Source organism: Clostridium sp. (genome assembly GCF_034179595.1).
GTDB lineage: Bacteria > Bacillota > Clostridia > Clostridiales > Clostridiaceae > Clostridium.
Genome location: NZ_JAXFPT010000061.1, coordinates 1 through 25,006, shown reverse-complemented (window position 1 = coordinate 25,006; position 25,006 = coordinate 1). Strand labels below are relative to the sequence as shown.

Sequence of the window (25,006 nt, the reverse complement as noted above, 5' to 3'; positions counted from 1 at the left end):
CGTCTCCACTATTGCATTATTGCATTATTTAATACCGTATCAATTTGCTCTGCTGATATTATCTTTAAACCTTTTTTAATTGAAGCTGGTATTTTATCTATATCTTTTTCATTATCCTTTGGAATAATTATAGTATCAATTCCAGCTCTAACAGCTGCAAGTGATTTTTCTTTTAGTCCTCCAATAGGTAGAACTCTTCCTGTTAATGTTACTTCTCCTGTCATAGCAACATTATGTTTAACTTTTTTATTTGATAAAGCTGAAACTAATGCTGTAACCATAGTTACCCCAGCTGAAGGACCATCTTTTGGTACCGCTCCTTCTGGAACATGTATGTGAATATCTTTATTTTTATAAAAATCTACATCTATTCCATATTTAAAAGCATTAGCTCTTACATAAGTAAATGCAGCCTTTGCAGATTCTTGCATAACATCACCAAGTTGGCCTGTTAATTGAAGTTTTCCATTACCCTCCATAACCATAGCTTCTACAGGTAATGTATCTCCACCATAAGCAGTCCATGCCATTCCAGTAACTACACCTATTTTATCTTCTTTATCTACTCTATCATAATTAAAAGTCTTTTTACCTAATAGGCTTTCCACTTTTTTAGAATTTATACTTATGCTATCTTTATTCTTTTTAAGCATTTCTGTTACAGCTTTTCTAATTAATGAAGCTATAACTCTAGTTAAACTTCTAACTCCTGATTCAAGAGTATATCCTTCAATAACATCTTTAATAGCAGAATCACTTATTTTTATCTTATCTTCTTCAATATTGTGTTCCTTTAAGATTTTAGGTACTAAATATCTTTTAGCTATTTCAAATTTTTCTTCATAAGTGTAACCTGAAACTTCTATAACTTCCATTCTATCTAATAATGGTCTTGGTATTGTATCTAAGCTATTTGATGTAGCTATGAAAAATACATTAGATAAATCTATTGGAAGTTCTAGATAATTATCTCTAAAATTAAAATTTTGTTCACTATCTAATACTTCAAGTAAAGCATCTGAAGGATCACCCTTATAATTTGAACTAATCTTATCAATTTCATCTAATAATATAAGAGGATTATTTGTCTTAGCTTCTTTTAATGCATAAGCTATTCTACCTGGTATAGCTCCAACATAAGTTTTTCTATGTCCTCTTATTTCTGATTCATCTTTCATTCCACCTAAAGCTATTCTAGAATAATTTCTATTCATTGCTTTAGCTATTGATCTTGCAATAGAAGTTTTTCCAACCCCTGGAGGTCCAACTAAACATAATATTGGGCCTTTCATATTTTTGCTCATTTGTTTTACTGCTAAATATTCTATAATTCTTTCTTTAACATCATTTAAGCCATAATGTTCATTTTGTAAAACTTCTTCTGCATCTTTTATATTTAAAGTATCTTGAGTAGCTTTATTCCAAGGCATGTCCAATATCCAATCTAGATATGTTTTTATAACAGCTTCTTCAGAACTTGATGCTCCTGTTCCTTTTAATCTGTTAAGTTCATATTCTGCCTTTTCCTTAACTTCTTTTGGAAGGTTTGCTTCCTCAATTCTTGATGCATATTTATCTATTTCACGCTTTGCTTCATCATCTTCGCCAAGTTCTTCTTGTATAACTTTTAACTGTTCTCTTAAGAAATATTCTTTTTGATTTTTATCAGTTTTTTCTTTAACTTTCTTGGCTATTTTCTTTTGAATTTTTATTATTTCAATTTCTTCTTCTATCATTTCTAGAAGTCTTTCAATTCTTTTCTTTAAGCTCACTATTTCTAGTAATTCTTGTCTATAATCTTCTCTTGTAACTGCTACAGAACTTACCATATCTATAAATTCATAGACTTTATCATCAACTTCTACAGCTTTAATAATATCTTTTGAATTTTCTCCAGTAAGTTTCATGAATTTTATAAACTTATCTTTTAAAGACTTTATGTAAGCTTCAATTTCAATATTATTTATTTCTTCTTCTTCAATTCTCTCTACTTCAACTTCTAAATAAATTCTCTTTGCCTGATATTTTTTTATCTTAGCTCTTTGTTTCCCTTCAACTAAAACTCTTATAACATCATTATTAGGTAATTTAATTATCTGTTTTATATCACATATTGTTCCAAATTTACTTATATCGTTTTTCTTTGGATCATCTATTTCAATACTTTTTTGTGGTGCTAAAAAAATCTTTTCACCATTTTGCATAGCAGCTTCAACTGCTGCTTTTGATTTTTCTCTTCCAACATCAAAATGAGTAACCATATTTGGAAAAATAGTTATCCCTCTTAGAGGAATTAAAGGAAGAATATTTTCGTTTGTCATACGTAGCTTCCTCCAAACTTAATTTTTTTATTTTATTAGACTTAATAAGTATACCATAACCATAACTTTTTTCAATAATTGTAATATTACAAATAAAAAAACACTCTCTAAGCAAAGAGTGTTTTTTATTTATGCAGTTTCCATACCTTCTTTATTTTTTGATGACTTATCAACAAGCATAGGTCTTACTTCACCTTCTGGTAGTCTATGTACCTCTGGTTTTCCACCTTTTTTGATAGTGTCTTCTGTTATAACTACTTTAGTTATTCTTTCATCTGAAGGAATTTCAAACATTATATCCATCATTATTTCTTCAATTATAGCTCTTAATCCTCTAGCACCAGTACTTCTACTTATTGCTTCTTCAGCTATAACATCTAATGCTCCATCTGTAAATTCAAGATCTACATTGTCAAGTTCAAATAATTTTTTATATTGCTTAACTAAAGCATTTTTAGGTTCACATAATATTTTTACTAAAGCCTTCTTATTAAGAGATTCTAAAGTTACTAATATAGGAAGTCTTCCTACAAACTCAGGTATTAACCCAAACTTTAAAAGATCCCCTGGCATTATTTCTTTATATACTGTTCCTAAATCTTTTTCTTGCTTTGATTGAATATCTGCTCCAAATCCAATTGAACTTTTTCTTGTTCTCTTTTCAATTATCTTATCAATTCCATCAAAAGCTCCACCACAAATAAATAATATATTTGAAGTATTTATTTGTAATAACTCTTGATGAGGATGCTTTCTTCCGCCTTGTGGTGGCACTGAAGCTGTTGTTCCTTCTAGTATTTTAAGAAGTGCTTGCTGAACACCTTCCCCTGAAACATCTCTTGTAATTGATGGATTTTCTGATTTTCTAGCAATCTTATCTATTTCATCTATATAAATAATACCTTTTTCTGCTCTTTCTATATCATAATCAGCATTTTGTATTAATTTAAGTAAGATATTTTCTACATCTTCTCCAACATAACCAGCTTCTGTTAATGTTGTTGCATCTGCAATTGCAAATGGAACATTTAAAACCTTAGCTAGTGTTTGAGCAAGTAATGTTTTACCTGAACCTGTTGGACCTAATAATAAAATATTACTCTTTTGTAATTCAACATCATCATTTGATACTTTTTTAGAATTTATTCTCTTATAATGATTGTATACTGCAACAGCTAATGATTTTTTAGCTCCATCTTGACCTATTACATATGAATCAAGATATTCCTTTATTTCTTGTGGCTTAGGTAATTCTTGAGAAACTGCTTCACTAGTTTCTTCAAATTCATCTTCTATAATTTCTGAACATAATTCAATGCATTCATCACATATATAAACGCCAGGACCAGCTATTAATCTCTTAACTTGATCTTGAGTTTTGCCACAGAAAGAACACTTTAACTGTTTCTTTTCTTCGTATTTAGCCATATTTTCACCTCACTAATGATAATTACTTATTATTATGCATTTTCGATTTCGTTCTTAGTTATAACCTTATCAACTAATCCATATTCCATAGCTTCATCTGCATCTAAGAAGTAATCTCTTTCTACATCAGCTTTTATTTTTTCTAAAGGTTGATCTGTATTTTCACTTAGTATTTGATTTAATTTATCTTTTATTCTTAAAATTCTCTTTGCATGTATATCAAAGTCAGTTGCTTGACCTTGGAATCCACCTAAAGGTTGGTGTATCATTATTTCTGCATTTGGAAGTGCATATCTTTTTCCCTTTTTACCTGATGAAAGTAGGAAAGATCCCATTGATGCGGCTAATCCAATACATATAGTACAAACATCTGGCTTAATATATTGCATTGTATCATATATAGCCATACCTGCAGTTATTGATCCACCTGGACTATTTATATATATATATATATCCTTATCTGGATCTTCACTTTCTAAGAATAAAAGTTGTGCAACTACTAAGTTTGAAGTTGCATCATTTATTTCACCATTAATCATTATTATTCTATCTTTTAATAATCTTGAGAAGATATCATAACTTCTTTCTCCTCTATTAGTTTGTTCAACAACCATTGGAACTAAGCTCATTGTTGTTCCCTCCTTTTTTAATGTAACCTTAAATAAAATTATACCTCAACATTTCTCTTTTGTTAATCTTTTATTTGTAATAATTGCCAGAAAATACTTTTCTGGCAATTAATTTATCGTTACATTTATTAACTTTTTATATATAGTTATTTATTATTAACTATTTGCAGTTATCTTCTAATAATTTGATTGTCTTTACAACAACTACTTCTCTTTCGATCATACCTTTTTGAGTTTGAACTAGCATTTCTGCCATCTTTTCAAATTCATCTCCAGCATACATCTTAGCTATTTCAGTAGCTTTTTCTTTAACTTCTTCTTCAGTAGCTTCAATGTTTTCAGTCTTTGCAATAGCTTCTAATACTAAGTCAGCTTTAACTTTCTTATCAGCATTTTCTTTCATGTATGATCTCATTTTGTCTTCTGTGTTTCCAGTAAATTGCATGTATTGTTCTAATGATAATCCTTGTTGGTTTAATCTTGCTTCAAGATCTCTAACCATGTTATCTATTTCTTTTTCAACCATTATTTCTGGAATATCCATTTTTGAGTTTTCAATAACAGCTGTTATTAATTCATCTTCGAATTCTCTTTCGAATGTAGCTTTCTTAGATTCTTCTAATCTACCAGTTATATCAGCTTTTAATTCATCTAATGTGTTAAATTCTGATACTTCTTTAGCAAATTCATCATCTAAAGCAGGTAATTCTTTAACTTTTATTTCTTTAACTTTAACTTCAAAAGTAGCTTCTTTTCCGTTTAAGTCTTCTGTTCCATAGTTTTCTGGGAATGTAACTTTAACTTCTTTTTCTTCATCAACGCTCATTCCTACTAATTGATCTTCAAAGTTATCTATAAATGATCCTGATCCGATTTCTAATGAGTAGTCATGTCCTTCTCCACCTGCAAATGCAACTCCGTCGATGAATCCTTTGAAATCTATAACAGCTATATCACCTTTTTCAACTGATCCACCATCTTTAGTTTCTATTCTTGCATTTTGAGCTTGCATGCTTTCTAATTGGCTTTCAACTTCTGAATCTTCAACCTTAGCTTCTTTTCTCTTAACTGATAATCCCTTGTATTGTCCAAGTTCGATTTCTGGGTATACAGTAACTTCTGCTGTATAAACTAAATCTTTACCTTCTCCAACTTCTAGTACATCTATCTTTGGGAAATCAACTGGCTTTAAGTCGTTTTCTTCAACTAACTTTGGATATGTTTCACTAATTACTGTGTTTATAGCATCTTCAAATAATACTTCTACACCATAGTGCTTTTTAACCATTGCCATAGGTACTTTTCCTTTTCTGAACCCTGGTATATTAAAGTTTTTCTTATTCTTGTTGTAAGCTTTATTTAAAGCAGCAGTGAATTTTTCTGCTTCTACTCTTACTTCAAATTTAACAACGTTAGCTTCTATTTTTTCCATTTTAGCTTCCATTTCTATTTTTCCTCCTAAAACAGTGCTTTATTCTCGTTTATTAACTACGTTATTATAACATAGGTTTCCATACATTTTCAAATGCTTTGTATTATTAGTATTTTTGGTATAACTTACTTTACAATACTTCCCTTATTATTAAGTATATATTCATTTTTATCTACTTTAATTTCTATTCCTTTTTTAGGAACAACTTTTCCTATAGTGATTTCTTTTCCTGCTAATCTTCCTAAAGTATGAGTTTTATTTTTTATATTATACATCCATACATATTGTTTAGTTGATGCTGTTCCGAAATAAGGTAAATTACTTACATAAACAATATTTTCATCATCTAAAAATTTAGCTTGATTATGCCATACATAGTTTTTATCATTCTTTATTATAGTATCCTTTGAAAATTTAGCTCCTTTTGTAGATACATATTCGCCTTTTGTTATATCTGTAACCTTTCCATCTATATCTACTAATTTCATATTTTGATCTTTATCTAATATTAACAACATTTGTTTATTAGGTGATATATCATAACTTGCGCCATCAATCTTTTTCATGCTAACAAATTCTTTCTTTTTATCGACTACTTTATATTCGCATTTAGCTACAACCTTATCACTAATTTTTGCTTCTATATAAGCTTTCTTTGGAGGTTCAGGCTTACTTTCTGTGTCCTTAATTTCCGTATCTTTTACTTGTACTTTTTCAGATTCTTGAGTTTTTTGTGGTTGCAAATCTGGATTATCGCTATCTACCCATGCTTGAAGCTTATTTCTCACATTAGAAAAATCCATGTTTTGTATCTTGAATTTATAAACAAACAATCCGGCAACAACAATTATTAAACCAACCGCTATAATAATCCTAAGCCTTCTACGCTTCATCCTTTTTTCATAATCTTTACTAAAAATACTTGGTTTAGCCAAAATATTTACCTCCTAAACTTACTAAATAATACATATAGTATACATTCTATTTAATTAAAATAATACGCCCATTTATTATTTTTTAATTATTTTTTTATTTAACTTTATTTTTACATTTACAATTACATACTTTTATTCCAAGTTCTCGTTTTTCATTATCTGTAAGTTTAGCTACATTATCTGAATATTCTTCATACTCTGGAGTATCTTTTAAAAGAGTCTTTTTTTCTAATCTCAACATAACAATTCTCCTTTATTAAATTAGTAATTTATGTACTATGTTTTTAATTAAAAAATATAATCTTAAAAATCTTATGATTAATTTCCAAAATATATTTTAGCATATATTTATAAATATAATACTACTTATATTTAAAACTTTATTACTTCTTTTTTCAACACTTTTAAACATTTTTTTAACTATTTCTTAATAAAAAGTAAAGTTTATCTTAAGCTATTTAATTTCTTTTTAAACTTTAGTATAATTAAATCAACAAATAAATGAAATTTTAATTAAGCCCATACCACTCTATTAGCAAATGCTATAGAGTTTAAATAAACCCCACAAAATGTTCATTTATTCCCTTTCTTAAATGAACATAACCCTTTAACCTGCGCTTTTTGGTGCAGGTTTTTTATTATATAAAAATATAACCATCTAAAAATTAGACGGTTATAAATATCTATTTTTAACTACAATGAAAAATTTTCTATATCATAAATAATCCATTTTCCATCTTTATATAAAACTTTAGTTAAGAATTTTTTACTATTTTCTTTTTTCCCAAATCCAAATATAATTTTGCTAGTATTATATTGCACATCACAGACTACAGTCCCCTTATATTCTCCATTTTTATATTGAAAATTACTTTTTTCTTTATCTATATTTAAAGAGTCAATTTCATATTTATTTTTCATAAAAAAGTAATGTTCTTCTAAAACTCTATATACTTTATCTTTTACTTCATCTGTAGCACTATTTATTAAACTTTTATTTTCATTATTTAAAGATTCAAAAACACTTTTATAAAAAACATCTAGTGTATTATTTACCTCATTCCAAAGTTTATCATTTATTATATCTAAATTTAGAGATATGTTAGGATTTTTCAGAATCTCTTTCTCTTGTCCTCTCACAATTCCCCACGGTAGCTCTTGTTCAATTGAAACTTTTACGCTCCCATCACTTGGTATTGGGCCTATATTTTTAAAATCTGAAACTTTTATTTTAGTATTTTTTCCGTTTATAAATACATCAGCATCTTTAAAATCACTATCTATAGTAACCTTAACTCCATTTAAATCAAGATTTACTGTTTCATCTTTCATCAAAATTATATCTTCTTCTTTTTTTATTTTCCCATATTTATTACTTACTGATCCAATAATAGTATATTTACCTGGTATAAGACTATTTAATGTATCACCAGAATTTATTTTTATATTTTTATTTATTCGTATATCTGCCTCTTCAAGATTACTCAATACTTTAAGATTAAATGTCTTTAAGTCAACATAATAACTATCTCCAAACATACCTTTTTTATTTGCTAATCTAAAAATACAGTTTTCGCTACCACTTTTTATTTGATTAATTGTATTTTTGACTGAAGAATCTTGCCCTTTATAATAATTTACCAGAGGAAGTAAATCTTTTTTTGATACTTTTTTACCATTAACCTTTATTATATCTGTAAGCTTAGATGTATTTCCCTCTTCAAGACCTATTTCTAAATTCCTAAAAATTTGTTCTTTTGTAGTTCTAATACTCCCTACAAAATAACCTATAAATAAAAAAGCTATAATAAAAACTAAAATAAATATCTTAAAATGCCCTTTAAAAAGTTTTTTTATTTTTTCAATAACCTTAACTATATATGCTTTTATACCCATTTTTCACCTCAATCTTAAATATATAATAATAAATTTATATATTAAAAATCAATATTTTATTTTTACGCATATATTTAAAGGCATCACATAGACTTTAAAATCTATATAATGCCTCATTATATTATTCTAGAATATCAATAATCCATTTTTCACAGTCAACGCATTTATATATTCTTATAACAAATAAATCTAGTTTTTCTTTATTTAATACATTTTCAAATTTTTCTTTTTCTTCTTTTGTTATAAATTCATCTTGGCTATTTATATATCCATGAATTTCTACATAGTAATTATCTTTACTTACCTTACAACATTCATTAATTTCAACACAACTAATTTTTTCATAACTTAAACTATCTGCTAATTCTTGTATTATAGGAATTATATCTTCATACTCTTCAATTTCATCTAGAAAATCCTCTTCATAAAAAGGCATATCTTTTATTTTAAATAATTCTTTCATAATCATTCCTCCATGTGTAGTTTTATCATAGTTTATAATACTATGCTATAATATAAAAAAGCAATTCATTATTTTAAAGGAGGTTATTTATGATTTTTGATTCTCACATGCATACTGAATTTTCTTCAGATAGCAAAATGAAAATAGAAGAAGTAATAGAAAAAGGAAAGCAATTAAATATAGGTACTATAATAACAGAACATATGGACTATAATTACCCTAAAGAAAATTTATTTAGAGTTAATTGTGATGAATTCTTTAATACATATTCTAACTATAGAAGCGATACTTTACTACTTGGTATAGAAATTGGACTTGCACATAGCATAGTTGATAAAAATAATAAAATATCTAATTCATATCCTTTTGATTTTATATTAGGATCTACTCATTCAATAGACGATATTGATATATTCTCAGACCCAAGAAAGGAAACTTTATCTAAGAAAGAATATTTATCTAAATATTTTAAGCAAATGATTGAAAATATCTCAGAATTTGATAATTTCGATTCACTATCACATATTGATTATCCTTGTAGATATTTAAAATATGATGATAATGAATTATACCTATCTGACTTTTCAAATTACTTTGATGAAATATTTAATATAATAATAAAAAAAGGCAAGGTAATAGAACTAAACACTAAGCGTCTTAATAATGAAAAATCAACAAAAGAATTAACTAAAATATATAAAAGATATAAAGAATTAGGTGGAAAATATGTAACAATCGGATCTGATGCTCATAATAAAGAAAGTATAGGGGCTAATCTTGAAGTTGCAAAGAGAGTATTAAAAGAAACTGGGCTTATTCCAGTCTATTTTAAAGAAAGAAAGATGAATATTATTAATATATAAAATATCTAGGCTTATAGGCCTAGATATTTTATAATCTACTTTCCACATATAGCAATAAGATTTTTTATTACTTAATGCTTAATTGTATTATTTAGCACTACTAAATAAAATTTTAATATGTCTTTTTAAATTCCTTTTTTATTAATAAGAAATCCTCTAAATCATTTAGAAATTGAAATAGCATTGCTCTATTTTCAAATTCATCTCTTGTTTTTGGAAGTTGCATTTCCTTATAATTATTTCTTAAGTTATTTAGCTTACAAATCAATTCTACACAATCATTATCTGCATATATATTATTAGCTATATTTTCTGTAAATTTAGACATTATTAATGTTTGATCATAAGTTATTGAAAATCTTGAAAAATGAGACATCATTCTTTTTATTGCTTCTAATTGCTTTGATCTCATTTCTATATAATCTACAAAATAAAGATTTTTCTTAAATAAATTATTGTTGTTAATTTTATAAGCTAAACTTCTAGTATCTTCTACTAAACTTTCAACCTCTTCAAGTCTTTTTTTCTCATTTACTGGAATAGCTTTAGTTACAAGGCTTTTTGCCATATCAGAAATTATATCTCTATATAATTTTTCAATAGTTTCTTTATTTTCATTAAATTTATCATCAAGTGATGGCATATATAGATTAAATAAAGATGCTACCCCAATACCTATAAATGTTATAGCTTCTTCATTAACTATCCAACCTAAATCTATATTATTGTTTACTAAAAGATGTGTTGATAAAACTGCTCCAACTGCTATACCTTCTTCTATTTTTAACTTTTTTGCAATAGGAATAAAAATTAATAAAACAATGCCAAACACTAAAGGATTATTACCAAGCAATACATATAATAAATAAGATAATATTACAGCTATTGTTGCTGAAATAATTCTTCTTGCCCCTATTATTAATGCTTCTCTTTTTGTGTTTTGAATGCTAAGTATAGCAATTACCCCAGCAGTTACAGCAAACTCTAATTTAAAGCCTTGTGCTATAAATATAGCTATTGTTGCAGATATAGCCATCTTAAATGTACTATTATTAAAAAACTTCATATTCATCTCCTTGAATTTTTTCAAGTATATAGTTAATTATCTTTATTTTACTGTATTGAATCTTTTACTTTTTTAAATGCATAATCAAGAAGAGAATCAAGGTTACTATTATTTTTTCCTCCACCTTGTGCTAGGAATTTATTTCCTCCCCCTCTTCCATCAATTAAACTAATTGAATCTTTAAGAAGATTATTCATATCTACATTGTTTATATTTTTTGATGATGCAAATATTAAATTAACTCTATCATCATTTTTTATTGCTATTAATGCTATAACTTTATCCATTTCAGTAAGTCTATTTGCAATCTTACTTATATATTTAACATCCTCATTTTCGTATATTTCTTTAATTATTGATATATCATTTACCTTGTAAGAATTTGCTATAAGCTCTTTACTCTTATACTCAGATACTTCTAATGCAAGGGCTTTATTTTTGTTATTAGCATCTTTTAATTGATTATTTAAATTACTTATGCTATTTATAGCTTCTTCTTCATTACAGCTTAAGAAATTACATATATTCTTTGTAAAACTATCTTTTTTAAAATAATCATTTACAGCTCTATTTCCAGCTAAAAACTCTATTCTTGTATTTCCTTTATGCTTTTCAAATCTTCCAAGCTTTATAACTTGAAGCTCTATTGTTCTACTTGGATGAACCCCACAACAAGCATTTATATCTAAATCCTCTATTTTCACAACTCTTATCTTTTCGTTTGTTTTTGGAAGAGCTCTTCTAAGTCCCATCTTTTTAAGTTCTCTCTTTTCTGGGAATAAAAATTCAACCTTTAAGTTTTCATTTATCATTTTATTAGCATATAATTCAGCTTCTCTTATTTGATTTTCTGTAACTTCTCCAACTATATCTATAGTGCTTACTTCTTTTCCAAGATGTATTCCTGCAGTATTATGATTAAATAATTTAAAAAAGCATCCTGAAAGAGTATGTTGTGCTAAATGCTGTTGCATGTAATCAAATCTTCTATTCCAATCTATCTTACATTTAACCTTATGTATTTTTATAGGTTTTTTAGAAACAACATGATATATATTTCCTTCATCTTCATAAGTTTCTAAAACTTCATGTTCTTCTATAAACCCTAAATCACAAGGCTGACCTCCACCACCTGGGAAAAAAGCAGTTTTATCTAAAACAACATGAAATTTATTGTCCTTCTCAATTATTTCTTCTATCTCTGCTGTGAATTCTTTTATATATTGATCTATATAATATAACTTTTCCAAATTATACACATCCTCTCGTACCTTTATATTTTCTAAACTTAGTATATCATCTATATAAATTTATTTTAATATTCAAATTTAAAATGACTATACTAAATTAATAGTATAGCCATTTATCTAATATCAAAATCATTATTTTATAATCTTATATCACAAAAAACGCTGCAGCTATAATTAAATACACTGCAAGTAGTTGAACCCCTTCAAGCCAATTTGATTTACCATCGCTTGCAACTTTATTTGTAATAATTACTGATACAATTAAAGCTACAAGTTCAAATACATTAAATACAATACTCATTGGAGTAAATAAAAGGCTTAAGAATATTAAAATTGGTGCAACAAATAAAATTATTTGAAGGCTTGATCCAATAGCGATTTCAACTGATACATCCATTTTATTTTTAAGAGCCATTACAATAGCTGTGCTATGTTCTGCTGCATTTCCTATTATAGGTACTAAGATTATTCCAACAAAGAATTCACTAAGTCCAATTGATTGTGTCATAGGTTCAACTGCACCAACTAAAAGTTCACTTTCTATTGCAATTAATATAGTTGCAACAGCAAGAACTAATATAGATTTTTTAACTGACCATTTTGCTTCTTCTGTATTTTCTTCAGAATTATCTACGCTATATATATCTTTATGAGTAAAGAACGTAAATACTAAACTTAATATATATATTATAAACATAATAACTGCAACTATTAAACTTAATCCTTCATATTTTGTATTTAATAATTCTGGGCTAACTGTATGAGTAAATATTGCAGGTATGCTTAAACCTATAACTGAAAAGAAAAGCATACTTGAACTTACATCTATTACTTTCTTATTGAAAGTTTGTTCTTTAAACTTAATCCCTCCAATTAACATACTTGCTCCTAAAACTAACAACGTATTTCCTATTATTGATCCTGCAATTGATGCTTTAACTACGTCAAATAGACCATTTTTTAACGCAAAAAATGATATTATAAGTTCAGTCGCATTACCAAAAGTAGCATTTAAAAATCCACCAAGACTTGGACCTGTATAAAATGATATTTGTTCTGTAGCTTCTCCCATAAGCCCTGCAAGTGGAATTATAGCAAGTGCTGATAATATAAATATTATTGTAGGTGATAAGTGCATAAATTCAGCAATTATACTTATAGGTATAAATATCAATAAATATTTTAGAAATTTCATAAAACCTCTCCTTTCTAATTGCTTTGCTTTTCTTTATTATTTAAGAATAATGCGAATATAAATCCAATTGCAGCTATAATAGCTGAAGCTATAAATAAATTTGCAAATCCATTATTTAATGTTTGTTGGAAAGTACTTTCTATTGCACCTCTTGCACCTTCTACTTTACTTAAATAATCTGCTTTCATTCCATTAAATATTGTATCCACATTAACATTAGATGGCACATGACCAACAAAGCTCTTTTCTATCATAGGTTTTGCTTTATCAAACATAAAGCTTGCAAGATTTTTCATAACTGATGTGATATTTGTTACATCTGCATTTTGAAGTGAGTCTAATATATTTTTAGGTATATCAAAGCTTCCCATTGAATTTGATAAGTTGACTCCTTTAATTTTAGGCATAACAGCCATAAGCTTTGATGGCATTTCTTGTCCTGCTTGAGATACAAAATTTATTAATATATTAGGTGAAACTGCAATCCCAATACTCTTTACAAGAGATAATGTTGATTGTGCTGATGCAGTTTCTTCTGGTGGTGCATATGTTTGCATTAAATAATTAAGTGGAGTACCCATTGAAAGCCCCATACCAGTCCCTAATATACAAAGACATATAATTAAAAGTGGCATATTACAATTTTTTGATACAACTAATGCCAAAATAAGATCTCCAACTATTGTACAAGTAAATCCTACTAGCATTACTGCTTTTGCTGAATATTCATCTATAAATTTACCACCAATCGGTGCTGATATTCCTGCAAAAATGGCCATTATAGTTATTAGATATCCACCTGAACCTTGGCTTAATCTTAATGTATTTTCTCCAAACTGTGGTATAAATACAACTCCCATCATTCCGCAACCAACAACTAAACTTAATATTAAAGTAATACATATATTTCTATGTTTAAAATAGTTTAGGTTTATTATTGGATCTTCTACTCTATTTTCAAGATATATAAATAAAGGTAATAATATAATAAATATAATTAAGTAAGGGTAAACATCAATTGATTTTACTGATTCAATAAAGTTATGGAATTTTAAATTTGTAAGTGCATACATAAGTGCTAAAATCATTATTGATACAACTACACTACCTCTAATATCCATTTTTCTTTTTGCATATTCTAATTCTACTATTTTAATTTTAAGTGCCATTATGACAACTACTATACATACTGGAACATTTATAAAGAATAATAATCCCCAATTATCTGTTCCAAATGATTGTATAATTGCTGAACCTATTGATGGACCAACAGTTGTTGCAATACCATAAGTTGCACCAACTAAACCTAATGCAGCACCTCTTTTTTCTTTTGGAAAACTTTGTCCTATAAATGCTGTTGCAATTGGCATTATTCCACCACCACCAATAGCTTGTATAACTCTAGCTATTAGTAAAAGCTTATATCCTCCTACATAATCTGATACACCACATAGTGCTGAACCAACGCCAAATATAATTATTGAGAATAAAAATAATTTTTTCTTTCCGTACCTATCTGATAACTTACCTGAAATAGGCATTATAACTGCATAAGCTAATGTATAAATTGTTACCATCCAGATAGAATTGCTTGCATCTACATTTAACGAATCTGCAATAACTGTTCTAGCAGGTGAAATAATACCAGAATCCATTCCTCCAATGAATATTCCAAGCAAAAACATTACCATAAGAGCACTCTGCGTTTTTTTGCTATAGCTATATTCATTCTCCATATGTAATCCTCCTTTTTAAAAATATATAATTTACATTTCTAATTCAACATATAGTATATTATATTTATATTAACAAATTATAAATAAACCATATCTTTATTTTTTATCAATTTCTATAGGTGCTTATGTATATTTTGTAAATCTTAATAGTTTATTTACACTTTATTCTTTTTATTCGTAAAAAATTGTTGTATAGTTTCTTTAGATTAAAGTCAATTAAGCCTTTAGGAGGATAGCAAATGAATTACAATAAAGAACTTAGAAAAATAGAGGATATATATACTAAAATAAGTCCTTTTGAATTTAAAAACGAACTAATAAATATTGCCAAGAAAGAATTTAATGAAAATAATCGTCCATTACTTGATGCAGGTAGAGGTAATCCCAATTGGACTGCTGCTACTCCAAGACAATCATTCTTTACATTTGGACAATTTGCTGTTCTTGAAACACAAAGAGTTTGGCAAGAAAATGACCTTGCTGGCATGCCTAATAAATATGGAATATATAATAGATTTAAAGAGTTTTCTGAACAAAATATAAATGCTCCTGGCATGGATCTTTTAATAAATATAATTGAATATGGAATAAAAAAAGGATTTGATCCTGATAGTTATGTTTATGAATTAACTGATGGAATAATTGGTGATAATTATCCATTCCCTGATAGAATGCTGACTCATATAGAAAGTATAGTTCATGATTATCTAGTAAAAGAAATGTGTTCTGGAGATATGAGTGATAATAATTTTGACATCTTTGCTGTAGAAGGTGCTACTGCTGCAATGTGCTATATATTTGATTCATTAAAAGCTAATGAATTATTGTGTAAGGGTGATAAAATTGCAATAATGACTCCAGTATTTACCCCTTATTTAGAAATCCCGAATCTACCAAGATATACTCTTGATATAGTGCAGGTAAGAGCAACTGAATCCAATGATAAGGGAATACCCTCTTGGAGAGTTTCTGAAAGTGAATTAGAAAAACTTAAAGATAATTCAATAAAAGCATTATTTATCGTAAATCCTGGTAATCCTTCATCAGTAGAATTAACTGCTAAATGTAAGAATGATTTAATTAAGATAATTAATGAAGATAATCCAAATTTAATAATAATATCTGATGATGTTTATGGAACATTTGTACCTAACTTTAGATCATTAATGGCAGATCTTCCATATAACACAATAGGTGTTTATTCATTCTCAAAATATTTTGGTGTAACTGGATATAGACTTGGAACGATAGCACTTCATAAAGATAATGTAATTGATAAATTAATAAAGGAACTTCCTCATGATAAAAAAGAACTTATAAAATCACGTTATGAAAATTTATGTACTGATTATGAAAATATACCATTTATAGATAGAATAGTTGCAGATAGTAGACAAGTTGCCCTTAACCATACAGCAGGACTTTCAACTCCTCAACAAGTACAAATGGCCTTTTTCTGTGCATTTGCTTTATTAGATAAAGATGATAATTATAAAAACTTAACAATAGATATTTGTCATCGTCGTAAACAATTATTATTTGATGGATTAGATCTTAAATTAAAAGATGATCCATATAGTGCTTATTATTATGTAGAATTTAATATACTAGAATGGGTAGAAAAAAGTTTTGGAGCTGAGTTTGCAAACTACCTTTCTAAAAACTATAGCTTAGTTTATATACTTTATCATTTGGCTAGAGATTATTCTGTTGTCTTATTACCTGGAAGTGGTTTTGATGATTCAGAATGGTCAGTTAGAGTATCTCTTGCTAATTTAGATGACTATGAATACTACAAGATAGGTAGAATCATGCATAATTTAATAACTGATATACTATCTTCATATAAAGAAATAGAAAAGTTAAAAGAGACAGTATTACAATAAAAAAACCTAACACTTTTGTGTTAGGTTTTTTTTACATTTTTACATTTATTCTATATAAAATCTTCTGATATACTTTTTGCATAAATGGTTCTTTTTCTGTGTATTTTTTAAGGTCTTTTATAGGAATCCATTTCACACCACTATTTTCATCTTCCTTAATTCTAATCTTTTGACTTTCATCACCTTCAAAAAGATAAGCTATTGATAAATGTAAATGTGGTGAAACAAATTCATTTCTTTTTATATGTCCATTTACAGTAAGCACATCTAAAGAAGCTATTCCATCATAAAGAAGTTTTGCATTTTTTAAACCCGTCTCTTCCTCAAGTTCTTTACATGCAACTTTTAAAAAATCTGTATCTCCATCTATATGTCCGCCTGTCCATGACCATGACTTATAAATATTATGATATATCATAAGAGCCTTATCTTTTTGCTTATTAACTACAAATGCTGAACTTGTAAGATGACAAACTACATTTTCTCTCGTAAATACATCATTAAAATTATTTATACACATAAGAATACTTTCTTTATCCTTAGTTTCTTGTTCATTTACAGGAACATATTCTTCTATTTGCTTTTTCCATTCCATAATACCCTCGCCATTTATTATCTAATTAATTCACTTCTTTTTATGTATGGATTAATATATCTATTCTTTTTAACTGTTTTATTTCCTATATTGATTGCTTTACTTAGACATATATTTATACATGCCATACAATCTATGCAGTTTCCATTCCAAGTTGGTTTGTTTTCATTTAATTTTATGTTATCTACTGGACAAATCTTTTCGCAAGTCTTACAGCCTGTACAATTACTATTTACATTAAAATGCTTATCCTTATTTTTATATTTATTTTTCCAAAGAGAATAAAGCAAACTATTAACAGCTTGTTTTCTAAGTTTTTTGTTCTTATCTTCTTTATTTTGTATTGATGCTATAAAGTTATCAAGTTTATCTTTTTCATTTTCTATAGATTTTATAGCTCTTTCTCTTGTTGGATTTTTCCCCATCCTTGTATAATTAGAAATATATTTTATTTCTTCAAAATTATTAAGCTTAAAACCTTTAGTGCTTAATATTTCATTTATTCTTATAAATCCATTTCTAGATTTCCCTCCACCTGTAACCTGAATAGCAAATATATAAGGATTACCTTTTAACTCTAGATTTTCTAAAAATTCTTCAACAATGATTGGAAGACACATGCAATGTAATGGATATATTATACCTACAATATCACTATCACACACAAAATTCTTTTCCTTCATTGCTTCTTTAATAGATATTAATTCTACTTCATTTATCTTTTTCTTAATTTCTTTTCCAACATACAAGCTATTGCCTGTAGATGTAAAATAATATATTTTAATCAAATTTATCACCTACTATATTTTCAATTATACTGAGCAATTATAAAACTTTTCTACTTACTAATATAATTATATAATAATAAGTGATAAAAGATAAATAGTAAACAATTTGCATATAAAAAGTAGTGTATAAATAATATACACTACTTTATTTGCCTATTTATAGGTATTCGCCATCAAAACTTTTATATTTTGGTGGATTTTTTTGATTACCTACATTGTTTTGATTTTCATGTAATCTTTGTCTTCTTTTACCTTTTTGCATAGGATTTCCAAGGTTATCTTTCTTTGGCATATCACCACGCTCCTTTCAAAGCTTATTTTTCTCATTATTTTATATAAAAATTCATTTAATTAAGCTTTGTATATATAAAAGAACAATCTTTATAATCAACTCTAAGTACATTCCCATTAGTATAGAACACAGGTACATATTCTAAATTTTTACTATTAACAGTTATTTTATATACATCTCCATCAGTATATAAGCCATCAAGTGATGATTTTATTATATTTAAATCCTTATTATTATAATTTATAAGGCTATCATTTATTTTACTTACCTTATAACATGGATTCTTAAAAACTTTATTATAAGAAACACTATCGAAAACATTAAAATATCTTTTATTTGATATTATAATATTTTTTTTAGCTAAATTTGAATATTTTTTAATGACATCATTTGTTGGTTTAGAATCTAGCTTATAACTACAGATTACACCATTTCCCCATATACCTTTAATATTTTCTAATATCTCTTCAGTATTAAATGATATATTTTTCACATTTTGCTTATTTGTATTTCCATCAATCTTATTATAATTTTGTAATGCTTGTACAACTTTTTCTTTATTATCGGTATTTTCAAATACTTTGCCTAAATTTTTACTATGATTTATAAAATATATCCCACTTAAAAATACTGGTATTACAATTGCTATAATTATAACCTTTCTTTTCACTTCACTGATATTCTCCTTAATAATAAAATATAAATTACTATTAAATACTACTATTTTTATAAAGCTAATTCAATTAAATTCAAACTATTAATTCTAATATTTACAATTTAAAATAAAAAAGTAATACACGTATGCATTACTTTTTTAAACTCTTATTCCATTGCTATAAAACTAACTTTTAAAGTATTAGGCATTTTTTCCAATCCATCTAGAAGTGATGATATATCGCACTCTAAAGTTGACATATCAATTGTTATACTTAAATTTGCAGAATCATTTATAGGTATACTTTGGTTTATTGTGAGTACATTTCCACCTTTATCTGAAATGTAGTTTAAAACATCTGATAAAACACCTTTTTTATGATTTATAATCATATTAAAAGTCATCTTACGACCTTGTATACTTTCTGAAAATTCAAATACATGATCTTTATACTTATAATATACACTTCTACTTATTCCAACTACTTTTGTTGCTTCTGTTATTTCTTTGATTTTTCCCTCTTTAAGTATATTCTTAACTTCTAACACTTTTTCATATACATCAGGTAAAACCTTTTTGTCTACAACTAAATAATTACCTTTCATTAATTACCACCTTTTATAACAAAGCGCCCTCATTATTTAAGATATAATTAAGTATATCATTGCTTATTGCCAAAGTTCTTTTTCAATAGTAACATGCTCTCTATAAAAATACAACTGTATTTTATTTAAATACATTCATAATTAATATTTTATATTACGCTATCTATTAAACTTAATATTATACCGCCCTTTATTGAAATATTATTATTTTTAGCAAATTCCTTACAATCTTTAATATTTACCTTAATAACTTCTATTTCTTCATTTTCTTCTATATTCTCTGTACTAATTTCTCCACATACATCCATTTTTACAATTGCTGTTGTTTCATCAGTCATTCCAACAGAAGTATAACTTGGTTTTAAAAATACTTCATAGCTTGTTGCAGTAAGCCCAGTTTCCTCAAATAATTCTCTCTTTGCAGCTTCTTCCATGCTTTCTCCTGGATCTATAATGCCAGCTGGGAACTCATATATATAATCATCAATTACAGGTCTAAATTGTTTAACTAAAACAACCTCTCCTTCTTTTGTGATTGGTATTATCATTACACCATCTGCTTTTGTATGATCTTTAGTTTTGCATGCAAGTTCATCATCATTTCTTCTACTTGCAAAGAAGTATTTTTTTAAATTTCCCTTTTTATTTTCAAGATCTAATTCATACATATTTAAATACTTATTATTTGTTTGTTTTTTAATTCCTAACCTCTTCATAACCTTCTCCTTTTTCCTCTTCACATAATCTTTTATATTTACACCTTTTACATTTATAATCTTGATCTGTCATTATAAACATACTTTTATCATGTGGCTTATTAAGTTCTTTATCACAAAGCATAGCATCTATAACATTAATCTCTTGTCTTACTCTAGATCTTATAGCTTCAATATCTTCATTAGTAACATTAAATTCAACATTTTCACCTGTTAATAGATATTCTATCCTTCCTCTTATATTTTCAACCGGAATTTTATACTTTTCCATAACATAAAGTGAGTATACTAATAATTGCTCCTCATGATCTTCATCATATTTTCCAGTTTTCCAATCTACTATAATACAATTTCCAGAATTATCAATATAAAGCATATCTATTATAGCAAAAATTTTAACTTTATCTATAAGTATATAATTAAAAGTCTTTTCATCAACTTCAAGTATGTTTGAATAATTTCCTTGCTTTATATCTAAAAACGTCTTGCTTTCAAAAAAGTTTTCTACACATTGTTCTATTCTTTCTTTTATTTCATCTATATCTTCTTTATCCAATTTACCTTCATAATAATATTCTTGTAACATCTCCCCACTTGGATATTCATCCCACTTAAATTTACTATCTCTTCTACTACTTTTAAAAACAATATTGTTTAATCTTTTTCTTATAAACTCTTTAAATTTATCTATATCTATCTCATTATCTTTATTATTAATTTTATATTTAATTACAGCCTTTATTCCTTCATGAATTACATCTCCAAAAGCAATCCATATATTTGTTAGCTTCTTTAATCTCCAAGTTATTTTTCTATCTTCTGAAGCCTCATAATCCCAACCCCTATAATAGCCATAATAACTATAATAATATTCTCTTAAACAAGACTTTATACTTTTCATTCTTGATGTGCTCCAAGATTTTTCTGGATACGATTTAATTAAAAAACTTTCTCTTTTCATATAATCCTCCATAATTACCATATAACTTATATTATACTCTCTAAAAAACTTTCATAAAATAATATTCTCCATAAAACTCTATAGAAAACCAATTTATTCATACATATATTTTCAATACTACTTTATCTTTTTTAAATTTTCAGAATATATTTTCTTTTCCCCCTCTATTTAGCTTATTCTCTCATTTTATTTTTATTTATAAATGAATTCGATAAATTTTTAACAATATCTATTGAAACTATATATTCTTCATTGTAAAATATATACTGTCGGTATTCTTACAAAGAAACTGAACGCAAAAATCAAAAAATTATAATTGTTTTTTGCCGAATTATATCCTAAAAATGGAATAAGAACGGAGGTACAAGATGGAAAGAAGTACAACAAAAAGGGTATTAGGTCTTCGACAAATGGTTATAGTAGGTATGCTATCAGGTATATCAATATTTATGGGTTTAACAGGACTTGGATTTATTCCTCTACCATTTATGAAAGCTACTATAATGCATATCCCAGCTATAATTGGTGCAATAGTTGAAGGTCCTATTGTAGGAGCATTAGTCGGAGGGGTATTTGGATTATTTTCAATATATCAAGCATTTACAGCTCCAATGCCAACATCATTTATTTTTTATAATCCAATAATTGCAATTGTTCCTAGAGTTTTAATCGCAATCGTTGCATATTATGTTTATAAGTTCTTAAAAAATAAACTTAAAAAGGAATCTTTAGCAATTGGTATAGCTTCAGTGCTTGCAACATTAACTAATACTATAGGTGTTTTAGGCTTAACTTATGTCTTTTATTTAGACAAGTATGCTCATGTTTTAGGTATAGAACCTTCTGCAGCAGGAGCAGCTATTGCTACTGTTGGAGTTACAAATGGTATTCCTGAAGCAATATTATCAGCTGTAATTACAATACCAGTAATTACTACATTAAAAAAGATTAAAAAGTAATAAATTTATGCTCCTATATGTATATAGGAGCTTTTAATATATAGCGGAGGTTTAATTTATGAAAGAAATAAAATTTACTGATATAGATGATATAAAACTTGGTCATGCACAAAATGAAAATGGCTGTACAGGCTGTTCTGTAATTATATGTGAAGAAGGTGCAACAGGCGGTGTTGATGTTCGTGGTGGCGCACCTGGAACTCGTGAAACTGATCTTTTAGATCCATCTGAAATGGTTGAAAAAATTCATGCAGTCGTTTTAGCAGGTGGAAGTGCCTTTGGACTTGATGCATCATCTGGCGTTATGCAATATCTTGAAGAAAGGGATATAGGATTTGATGTTAATGTAGCTAAAGTGCCTATTGTTTGCTCAGCTGTACTTTTTGACTTAGCCTTTGGGAATCCAAAAGCAAGACCTGATAAAGAAATGGGATACAAAGCATGTTTAAATAGTGAAACTTATAAAGATGATATAAATGGAAATATAGGCGCTGGCTATGGAGCAACTGTTGGAAAAATTCTTGGTCCTTCTACTTGTATGAAAGGTGGACTTGGAACTTATGCAGTTCAAGTTGGAGACCTTAAAGTTGGTGCAATCGTTGCTGTAAATTGTTTAGGTGATGTTGTAGATCCTAAAAACTTAAATATTCTTGCAGGAGCATTAGATAGAAAAACAAATAAATTTTTAGATAGTGAAAAAATATTAATAAATAATCTTGAAAATCCAAGTAATCCTTTTAAGGGTAATACAACTATTGGATTAATAGTAACTAATGCTAAATTTTCAAAAGCTCAAGCAAAAAAGATATCTTCAATGGCACATAATGGATTTGCAAGAACAATGAGACCTGCACATACAATGTTTGATGGTGACACTATCTTTACTATGGCTACTAATAAGGTTGATGCAGATTTAACAACTGTCGGTATGATTGCAGCTAATGTCATGGAAAAAGCAGTTTTAAGAGCAATTAAAGAAGCTAAAACCTTAAATGGTGTTTTATCTTTTAATGATTTATAAAATATAATATTTTTTAAGAATAATATAATTAGAAAATCATATAATAAAAAAGTTCTTTTCTAAGATATATTAATTTAATATATTTTTATATCAACTTTTATCCTTATATATATTTTATTTCCAATATTGGTTATAACATTATAGTTTATAAAAATTAAAAGGACACAAAATATGAGTGTAAAGTAAATCAAATAAACTTTACGAAACATATTATATATAAGGAGGAATGAACGATGGGAAGAAGTTCATCAACAAAATTAGTACCAGAAGCTAAAGAAGGATTAGCAAAATTCAAAAATGAAGTAGCTAATGAAATGGGAGTACCATTTACAGACTATAACGGAGACTTATCTTCAAAACAATGCGGAAGCGTTGGCGGAGAAATGGTAAAAAGAATGGTAGAACAATACGAAAATAAAATTAAATAATTTTTAATCTAGGCTAAGATTAGATAAATAGAAAAATGGTAGAATTAATTTTCTACCATTTTTTTATTGCTATTTTATCATCACTACTTGCCAAATAATTAATTTATTTTATTTTATTTAAATATTCATCCTTTAAACGAATAGGTGTATATCCCTTGACTTTAAGATCAGAAACTGAATATGTGGATTCTTTTGCTTGCGGCGGTGTTTGTTCATATACAACCATCTTAGTTTTTGAACTATCAGCCCATCTAACAAATAATCTTACATGTCTCTTTTCCCATGGAGTAATAGTAACAATTGCATCTCCAGGTTGCAATTCATTAAAATTATTTAACTTAGTCGTATAATTACCATTTTTAAGATTAGGTGTAGTTTGTCTTGGTATTTGCCATACAGCACTAATAAATCCACTACAATCATTTCCATATCTAGGCATAGTAATACCTCCAATTACTACAGTTAAATCTTTTCTAGAGTTAATCTTACTTATAAATTCACTAGTATTTTTGACTTGTACATTTTGAGTATATGGTATTCCTTTATACTTAGTTCCAGGCTTAAAAGTCTTCTGTGCACGCCAAGCACTAAATTGGTATTTAGGAGACCACTCAAAATAAACCATCTTTCTTGCATTATCCAGTATTTTTTGTCTTGCTTTACTTATATCATTCACTGTTACTGTACATTTTGCTGTTTTTCCCTTATCTTTTGTTTTTACTATAATTGTAGCTGTTCCTTTTGATATTGCTTTTACTTTTCCATTTTTATCTACTGTTGCTACTTTACTATTGCTACTTGTCCAAGTTACTCCTTTATTACTTGCATTACTTGGCGATATTGTTGCTTTTAATGTTTCGCTCTTTCCTTTTTCTAAACTTAATGT

Annotated in this window: 25 protein-coding genes; 5 read left to right on the top strand and 20 right to left on the bottom strand. The window is 27.1% G+C overall.

Annotated elements, in window-relative coordinates; translation table 11 throughout:
- Positions 1–8: 8 nt before the first annotated feature.
- From lon to SPJ33_RS07015, 8 genes are all read right to left on the bottom strand, one after another.
- Positions 9–2,321, bottom strand: coding sequence for an endopeptidase La (lon, locus tag SPJ33_RS07050; RefSeq protein WP_321117263.1), 2,313 nt, complete (start codon positions 2,319–2,321; stop codon positions 9–11).
- A 129-nt stretch (positions 2,322–2,450) separates the two neighbouring features.
- The gene (gene clpX / locus SPJ33_RS07045) at positions 2,451–3,749 is read right to left on the bottom strand and encodes an ATP-dependent Clp protease ATP-binding subunit ClpX (RefSeq protein ID WP_321117262.1); all 1,299 of its coding nucleotides are present in this window, start codon (positions 3,747–3,749) and stop codon (positions 2,451–2,453) included.
- 32 nt (positions 3,750–3,781) lie between these two features.
- On the bottom strand, positions 3,782–4,378 hold the full coding sequence (gene clpP, locus SPJ33_RS07040) for an ATP-dependent Clp endopeptidase proteolytic subunit ClpP (protein WP_321117261.1): 597 nt from the start codon (positions 4,376–4,378) through the stop codon (positions 3,782–3,784).
- Positions 4,379–4,538: 160 nt separating this feature from the next.
- Positions 4,539–5,822: a trigger factor gene (gene tig, locus SPJ33_RS07035; protein WP_321117260.1), complete on the bottom strand. Its 1,284-nt coding sequence runs from the start codon at positions 5,820–5,822 to the stop codon at positions 4,539–4,541.
- Positions 5,823–5,935: 113 nt separating this feature from the next.
- The gene (locus SPJ33_RS07030; protein WP_321117259.1) at positions 5,936–6,745 is read right to left on the bottom strand and encodes a hypothetical protein; all 810 of its coding nucleotides are present in this window, start codon (positions 6,743–6,745) and stop codon (positions 5,936–5,938) included.
- Between the two features lie 94 nt (positions 6,746–6,839).
- Complete coding sequence (locus tag SPJ33_RS07025) at positions 6,840–6,986, bottom strand: hypothetical protein (RefSeq protein ID WP_321117258.1); 147 nt, start codon at positions 6,984–6,986, stop codon at positions 6,840–6,842.
- A 452-nt stretch (positions 6,987–7,438) separates the two neighbouring features.
- Positions 7,439–8,641: a TcaA 3rd/4th domain-containing protein gene (locus tag SPJ33_RS07020; RefSeq protein ID WP_321117257.1), complete on the bottom strand. Its 1,203-nt coding sequence runs from the start codon at positions 8,639–8,641 to the stop codon at positions 7,439–7,441.
- 121 nt (positions 8,642–8,762) lie between these two features.
- The gene (locus tag SPJ33_RS07015; RefSeq protein WP_321117256.1) at positions 8,763–9,104 is read right to left on the bottom strand and encodes a hypothetical protein; all 342 of its coding nucleotides are present in this window, start codon (positions 9,102–9,104) and stop codon (positions 8,763–8,765) included.
- 89 nt (positions 9,105–9,193) lie between these two features.
- Here SPJ33_RS07015 and SPJ33_RS07010 point away from each other — a divergent pair, with 89 nt between their 5' ends.
- Positions 9,194–9,967, top strand: a complete 774-nt coding sequence (locus SPJ33_RS07010) for a histidinol phosphate phosphatase (protein ID WP_321117255.1) — start codon at positions 9,194–9,196, stop codon at positions 9,965–9,967.
- A 112-nt stretch (positions 9,968–10,079) separates the two neighbouring features.
- Here SPJ33_RS07010 and SPJ33_RS07005 read toward each other — a convergent pair whose 3' ends face one another.
- The 4 genes from SPJ33_RS07005 to SPJ33_RS06990 all read right to left on the bottom strand — a co-directional run bounded on the left by SPJ33_RS07005 (position 10,080) and on the right by SPJ33_RS06990 (position 15,214).
- Positions 10,080–11,033: an aromatic acid exporter family protein gene (locus SPJ33_RS07005; RefSeq protein WP_321117254.1), complete on the bottom strand. Its 954-nt coding sequence runs from the start codon at positions 11,031–11,033 to the stop codon at positions 10,080–10,082.
- Between the two features lie 47 nt (positions 11,034–11,080).
- On the bottom strand, positions 11,081–12,283 hold the full coding sequence (locus SPJ33_RS07000) for an alanyl-tRNA editing protein (protein WP_321117253.1): 1,203 nt from the start codon (positions 12,281–12,283) through the stop codon (positions 11,081–11,083).
- 145 nt (positions 12,284–12,428) lie between these two features.
- A complete protein-coding gene (cax, locus tag SPJ33_RS06995) occupies positions 12,429–13,478 on the bottom strand; it encodes a calcium/proton exchanger (RefSeq protein WP_321117252.1) in 1,050 nt (349 codons plus the stop codon).
- Between the two features lie 14 nt (positions 13,479–13,492).
- Entirely contained in the window at positions 13,493–15,214 is a 1,722-nt protein-coding gene (locus SPJ33_RS06990; protein WP_321117251.1) for an MFS transporter, read from the bottom strand.
- A 239-nt stretch (positions 15,215–15,453) separates the two neighbouring features.
- Between SPJ33_RS06990 and aspD the strand changes: the two genes are divergently transcribed.
- The gene (gene aspD / locus SPJ33_RS06985) at positions 15,454–17,100 is read left to right on the top strand and encodes an aspartate 4-decarboxylase (protein WP_321117250.1); all 1,647 of its coding nucleotides are present in this window, start codon (positions 15,454–15,456) and stop codon (positions 17,098–17,100) included.
- 31 nt (positions 17,101–17,131) lie between these two features.
- Here aspD and SPJ33_RS06980 read toward each other — a convergent pair whose 3' ends face one another.
- From SPJ33_RS06980 to SPJ33_RS06950, 7 genes are all read right to left on the bottom strand, one after another.
- The gene (locus SPJ33_RS06980) at positions 17,132–17,695 is read right to left on the bottom strand and encodes an NUDIX hydrolase (RefSeq protein WP_321117249.1); all 564 of its coding nucleotides are present in this window, start codon (positions 17,693–17,695) and stop codon (positions 17,132–17,134) included.
- 17 nt (positions 17,696–17,712) lie between these two features.
- Positions 17,713–18,483: an EFR1 family ferrodoxin gene (locus tag SPJ33_RS06975; protein ID WP_321117248.1), complete on the bottom strand. Its 771-nt coding sequence runs from the start codon at positions 18,481–18,483 to the stop codon at positions 17,713–17,715.
- Between the two features lie 157 nt (positions 18,484–18,640).
- Positions 18,641–18,775 (bottom strand): clostri-philic family protein, encoded by a 135-nt coding sequence (locus SPJ33_RS06970; RefSeq protein WP_321117247.1) that lies wholly within the window; start codon positions 18,773–18,775, stop codon positions 18,641–18,643.
- 55 nt (positions 18,776–18,830) lie between these two features.
- A complete protein-coding gene (locus SPJ33_RS06965; RefSeq protein WP_321117246.1) occupies positions 18,831–19,445 on the bottom strand; it encodes a hypothetical protein in 615 nt (204 codons plus the stop codon).
- Positions 19,446–19,597: 152 nt separating this feature from the next.
- On the bottom strand, positions 19,598–20,035 hold the full coding sequence (locus SPJ33_RS06960; protein ID WP_321117245.1) for an ACT domain-containing protein: 438 nt from the start codon (positions 20,033–20,035) through the stop codon (positions 19,598–19,600).
- Positions 20,036–20,184: 149 nt separating this feature from the next.
- Positions 20,185–20,751 carry an NUDIX hydrolase gene (locus tag SPJ33_RS06955; RefSeq protein WP_321117244.1) on the bottom strand — a complete coding sequence of 189 codons (567 nt, stop codon included), beginning with the start codon at positions 20,749–20,751 and terminating at the stop codon, positions 20,185–20,187.
- On the bottom strand, positions 20,732–21,712 hold the full coding sequence (locus SPJ33_RS06950; RefSeq protein WP_321117243.1) for a PD-(D/E)XK nuclease family protein: 981 nt from the start codon (positions 21,710–21,712) through the stop codon (positions 20,732–20,734). The genes SPJ33_RS06955 and SPJ33_RS06950 overlap by 20 nt, the downstream gene beginning before the upstream one ends.
- Before the next feature lie 368 nt (positions 21,713–22,080).
- On the opposite strand from SPJ33_RS06950, the gene SPJ33_RS06945 reads away from it, so the two are divergent.
- From SPJ33_RS06945 to SPJ33_RS06935, 3 genes are all read left to right on the top strand, one after another.
- Positions 22,081–22,671, top strand: a complete 591-nt coding sequence (locus SPJ33_RS06945) for an ECF transporter S component (protein WP_321117242.1) — start codon at positions 22,081–22,083, stop codon at positions 22,669–22,671.
- 58 nt (positions 22,672–22,729) lie between these two features.
- Positions 22,730–23,692: a P1 family peptidase gene (locus SPJ33_RS06940; protein WP_321117241.1), complete on the top strand. Its 963-nt coding sequence runs from the start codon at positions 22,730–22,732 to the stop codon at positions 23,690–23,692.
- Between the two features lie 233 nt (positions 23,693–23,925).
- Positions 23,926–24,120: an alpha/beta-type small acid-soluble spore protein gene (locus SPJ33_RS06935; RefSeq protein ID WP_321117240.1), complete on the top strand. Its 195-nt coding sequence runs from the start codon at positions 23,926–23,928 to the stop codon at positions 24,118–24,120.
- 103 nt (positions 24,121–24,223) lie between these two features.
- On the opposite strand, the gene SPJ33_RS06930 is transcribed toward SPJ33_RS06935, so the two are convergent.
- On the bottom strand, positions 24,224–25,006 hold a 783-nt coding region (locus SPJ33_RS06930; RefSeq protein ID WP_321117239.1), incomplete at its 5' end, for an Ig-like domain-containing protein.

Excerpts from the sequence above, each read along its gene's own strand:
- SPJ33_RS06940 (WP_321117241.1), top strand. The coding sequence starts at position 22,730 with ATGAAAGAAATAAAATTTACTGATATAGATGATATAAAACTTGGTCAT.
- SPJ33_RS06990 (WP_321117251.1), bottom strand. The coding sequence starts at position 15,214 with ATGGAGAATGAATATAGCTATAGCAAAAAAACGCAGAGTGCTCTTATG.
- SPJ33_RS06950 (WP_321117243.1), bottom strand. The coding sequence starts at position 21,712 with ATGAAAAGAGAAAGTTTTTTAATTAAATCGTATCCAGAAAAATCTTGG.
- SPJ33_RS07025 (WP_321117258.1), bottom strand. The coding sequence starts at position 6,986 with ATGTTGAGATTAGAAAAAAAGACTCTTTTAAAAGATACTCCAGAGTAT.
- clpX (WP_321117262.1), bottom strand. The coding sequence starts at position 3,749 with ATGGCTAAATACGAAGAAAAGAAACAGTTAAAGTGTTCTTTCTGTGGC.
- SPJ33_RS07020 (WP_321117257.1), bottom strand. The coding sequence starts at position 8,641 with ATGGGTATAAAAGCATATATAGTTAAGGTTATTGAAAAAATAAAAAAA.
- clpP (WP_321117261.1), bottom strand. The coding sequence starts at position 4,378 with ATGAGCTTAGTTCCAATGGTTGTTGAACAAACTAATAGAGGAGAAAGA.
- aspD (WP_321117250.1), top strand. The coding sequence starts at position 15,454 with ATGAATTACAATAAAGAACTTAGAAAAATAGAGGATATATATACTAAA.
- cax (WP_321117252.1), bottom strand. The coding sequence starts at position 13,478 with ATGAAATTTCTAAAATATTTATTGATATTTATACCTATAAGTATAATT.
- SPJ33_RS06970 (WP_321117247.1), bottom strand. The coding sequence starts at position 18,775 with ATGCCAAAGAAAGATAACCTTGGAAATCCTATGCAAAAAGGTAAAAGA.
- SPJ33_RS06945 (WP_321117242.1), top strand. The coding sequence starts at position 22,081 with ATGGAAAGAAGTACAACAAAAAGGGTATTAGGTCTTCGACAAATGGTT.
- SPJ33_RS06935 (WP_321117240.1), top strand. The coding sequence starts at position 23,926 with ATGGGAAGAAGTTCATCAACAAAATTAGTACCAGAAGCTAAAGAAGGA.
- SPJ33_RS07015 (WP_321117256.1), bottom strand. The coding sequence starts at position 9,104 with ATGAAAGAATTATTTAAAATAAAAGATATGCCTTTTTATGAAGAGGAT.
- tig (WP_321117260.1), bottom strand. The coding sequence starts at position 5,822 with ATGGAAGCTAAAATGGAAAAAATAGAAGCTAACGTTGTTAAATTTGAA.
- SPJ33_RS07010 (WP_321117255.1), top strand. The coding sequence starts at position 9,194 with ATGATTTTTGATTCTCACATGCATACTGAATTTTCTTCAGATAGCAAA.
- SPJ33_RS06980 (WP_321117249.1), bottom strand. The coding sequence starts at position 17,695 with ATGGAATGGAAAAAGCAAATAGAAGAATATGTTCCTGTAAATGAACAA.
- SPJ33_RS06955 (WP_321117244.1), bottom strand. The coding sequence starts at position 20,751 with ATGAAGAGGTTAGGAATTAAAAAACAAACAAATAATAAGTATTTAAAT.
- SPJ33_RS07005 (WP_321117254.1), bottom strand. The coding sequence starts at position 11,033 with ATGAAGTTTTTTAATAATAGTACATTTAAGATGGCTATATCTGCAACA.
- SPJ33_RS06960 (WP_321117245.1), bottom strand. The coding sequence starts at position 20,035 with ATGAAAGGTAATTATTTAGTTGTAGACAAAAAGGTTTTACCTGATGTA.
- lon (WP_321117263.1), bottom strand. The coding sequence starts at position 2,321 with ATGACAAACGAAAATATTCTTCCTTTAATTCCTCTAAGAGGGATAACT.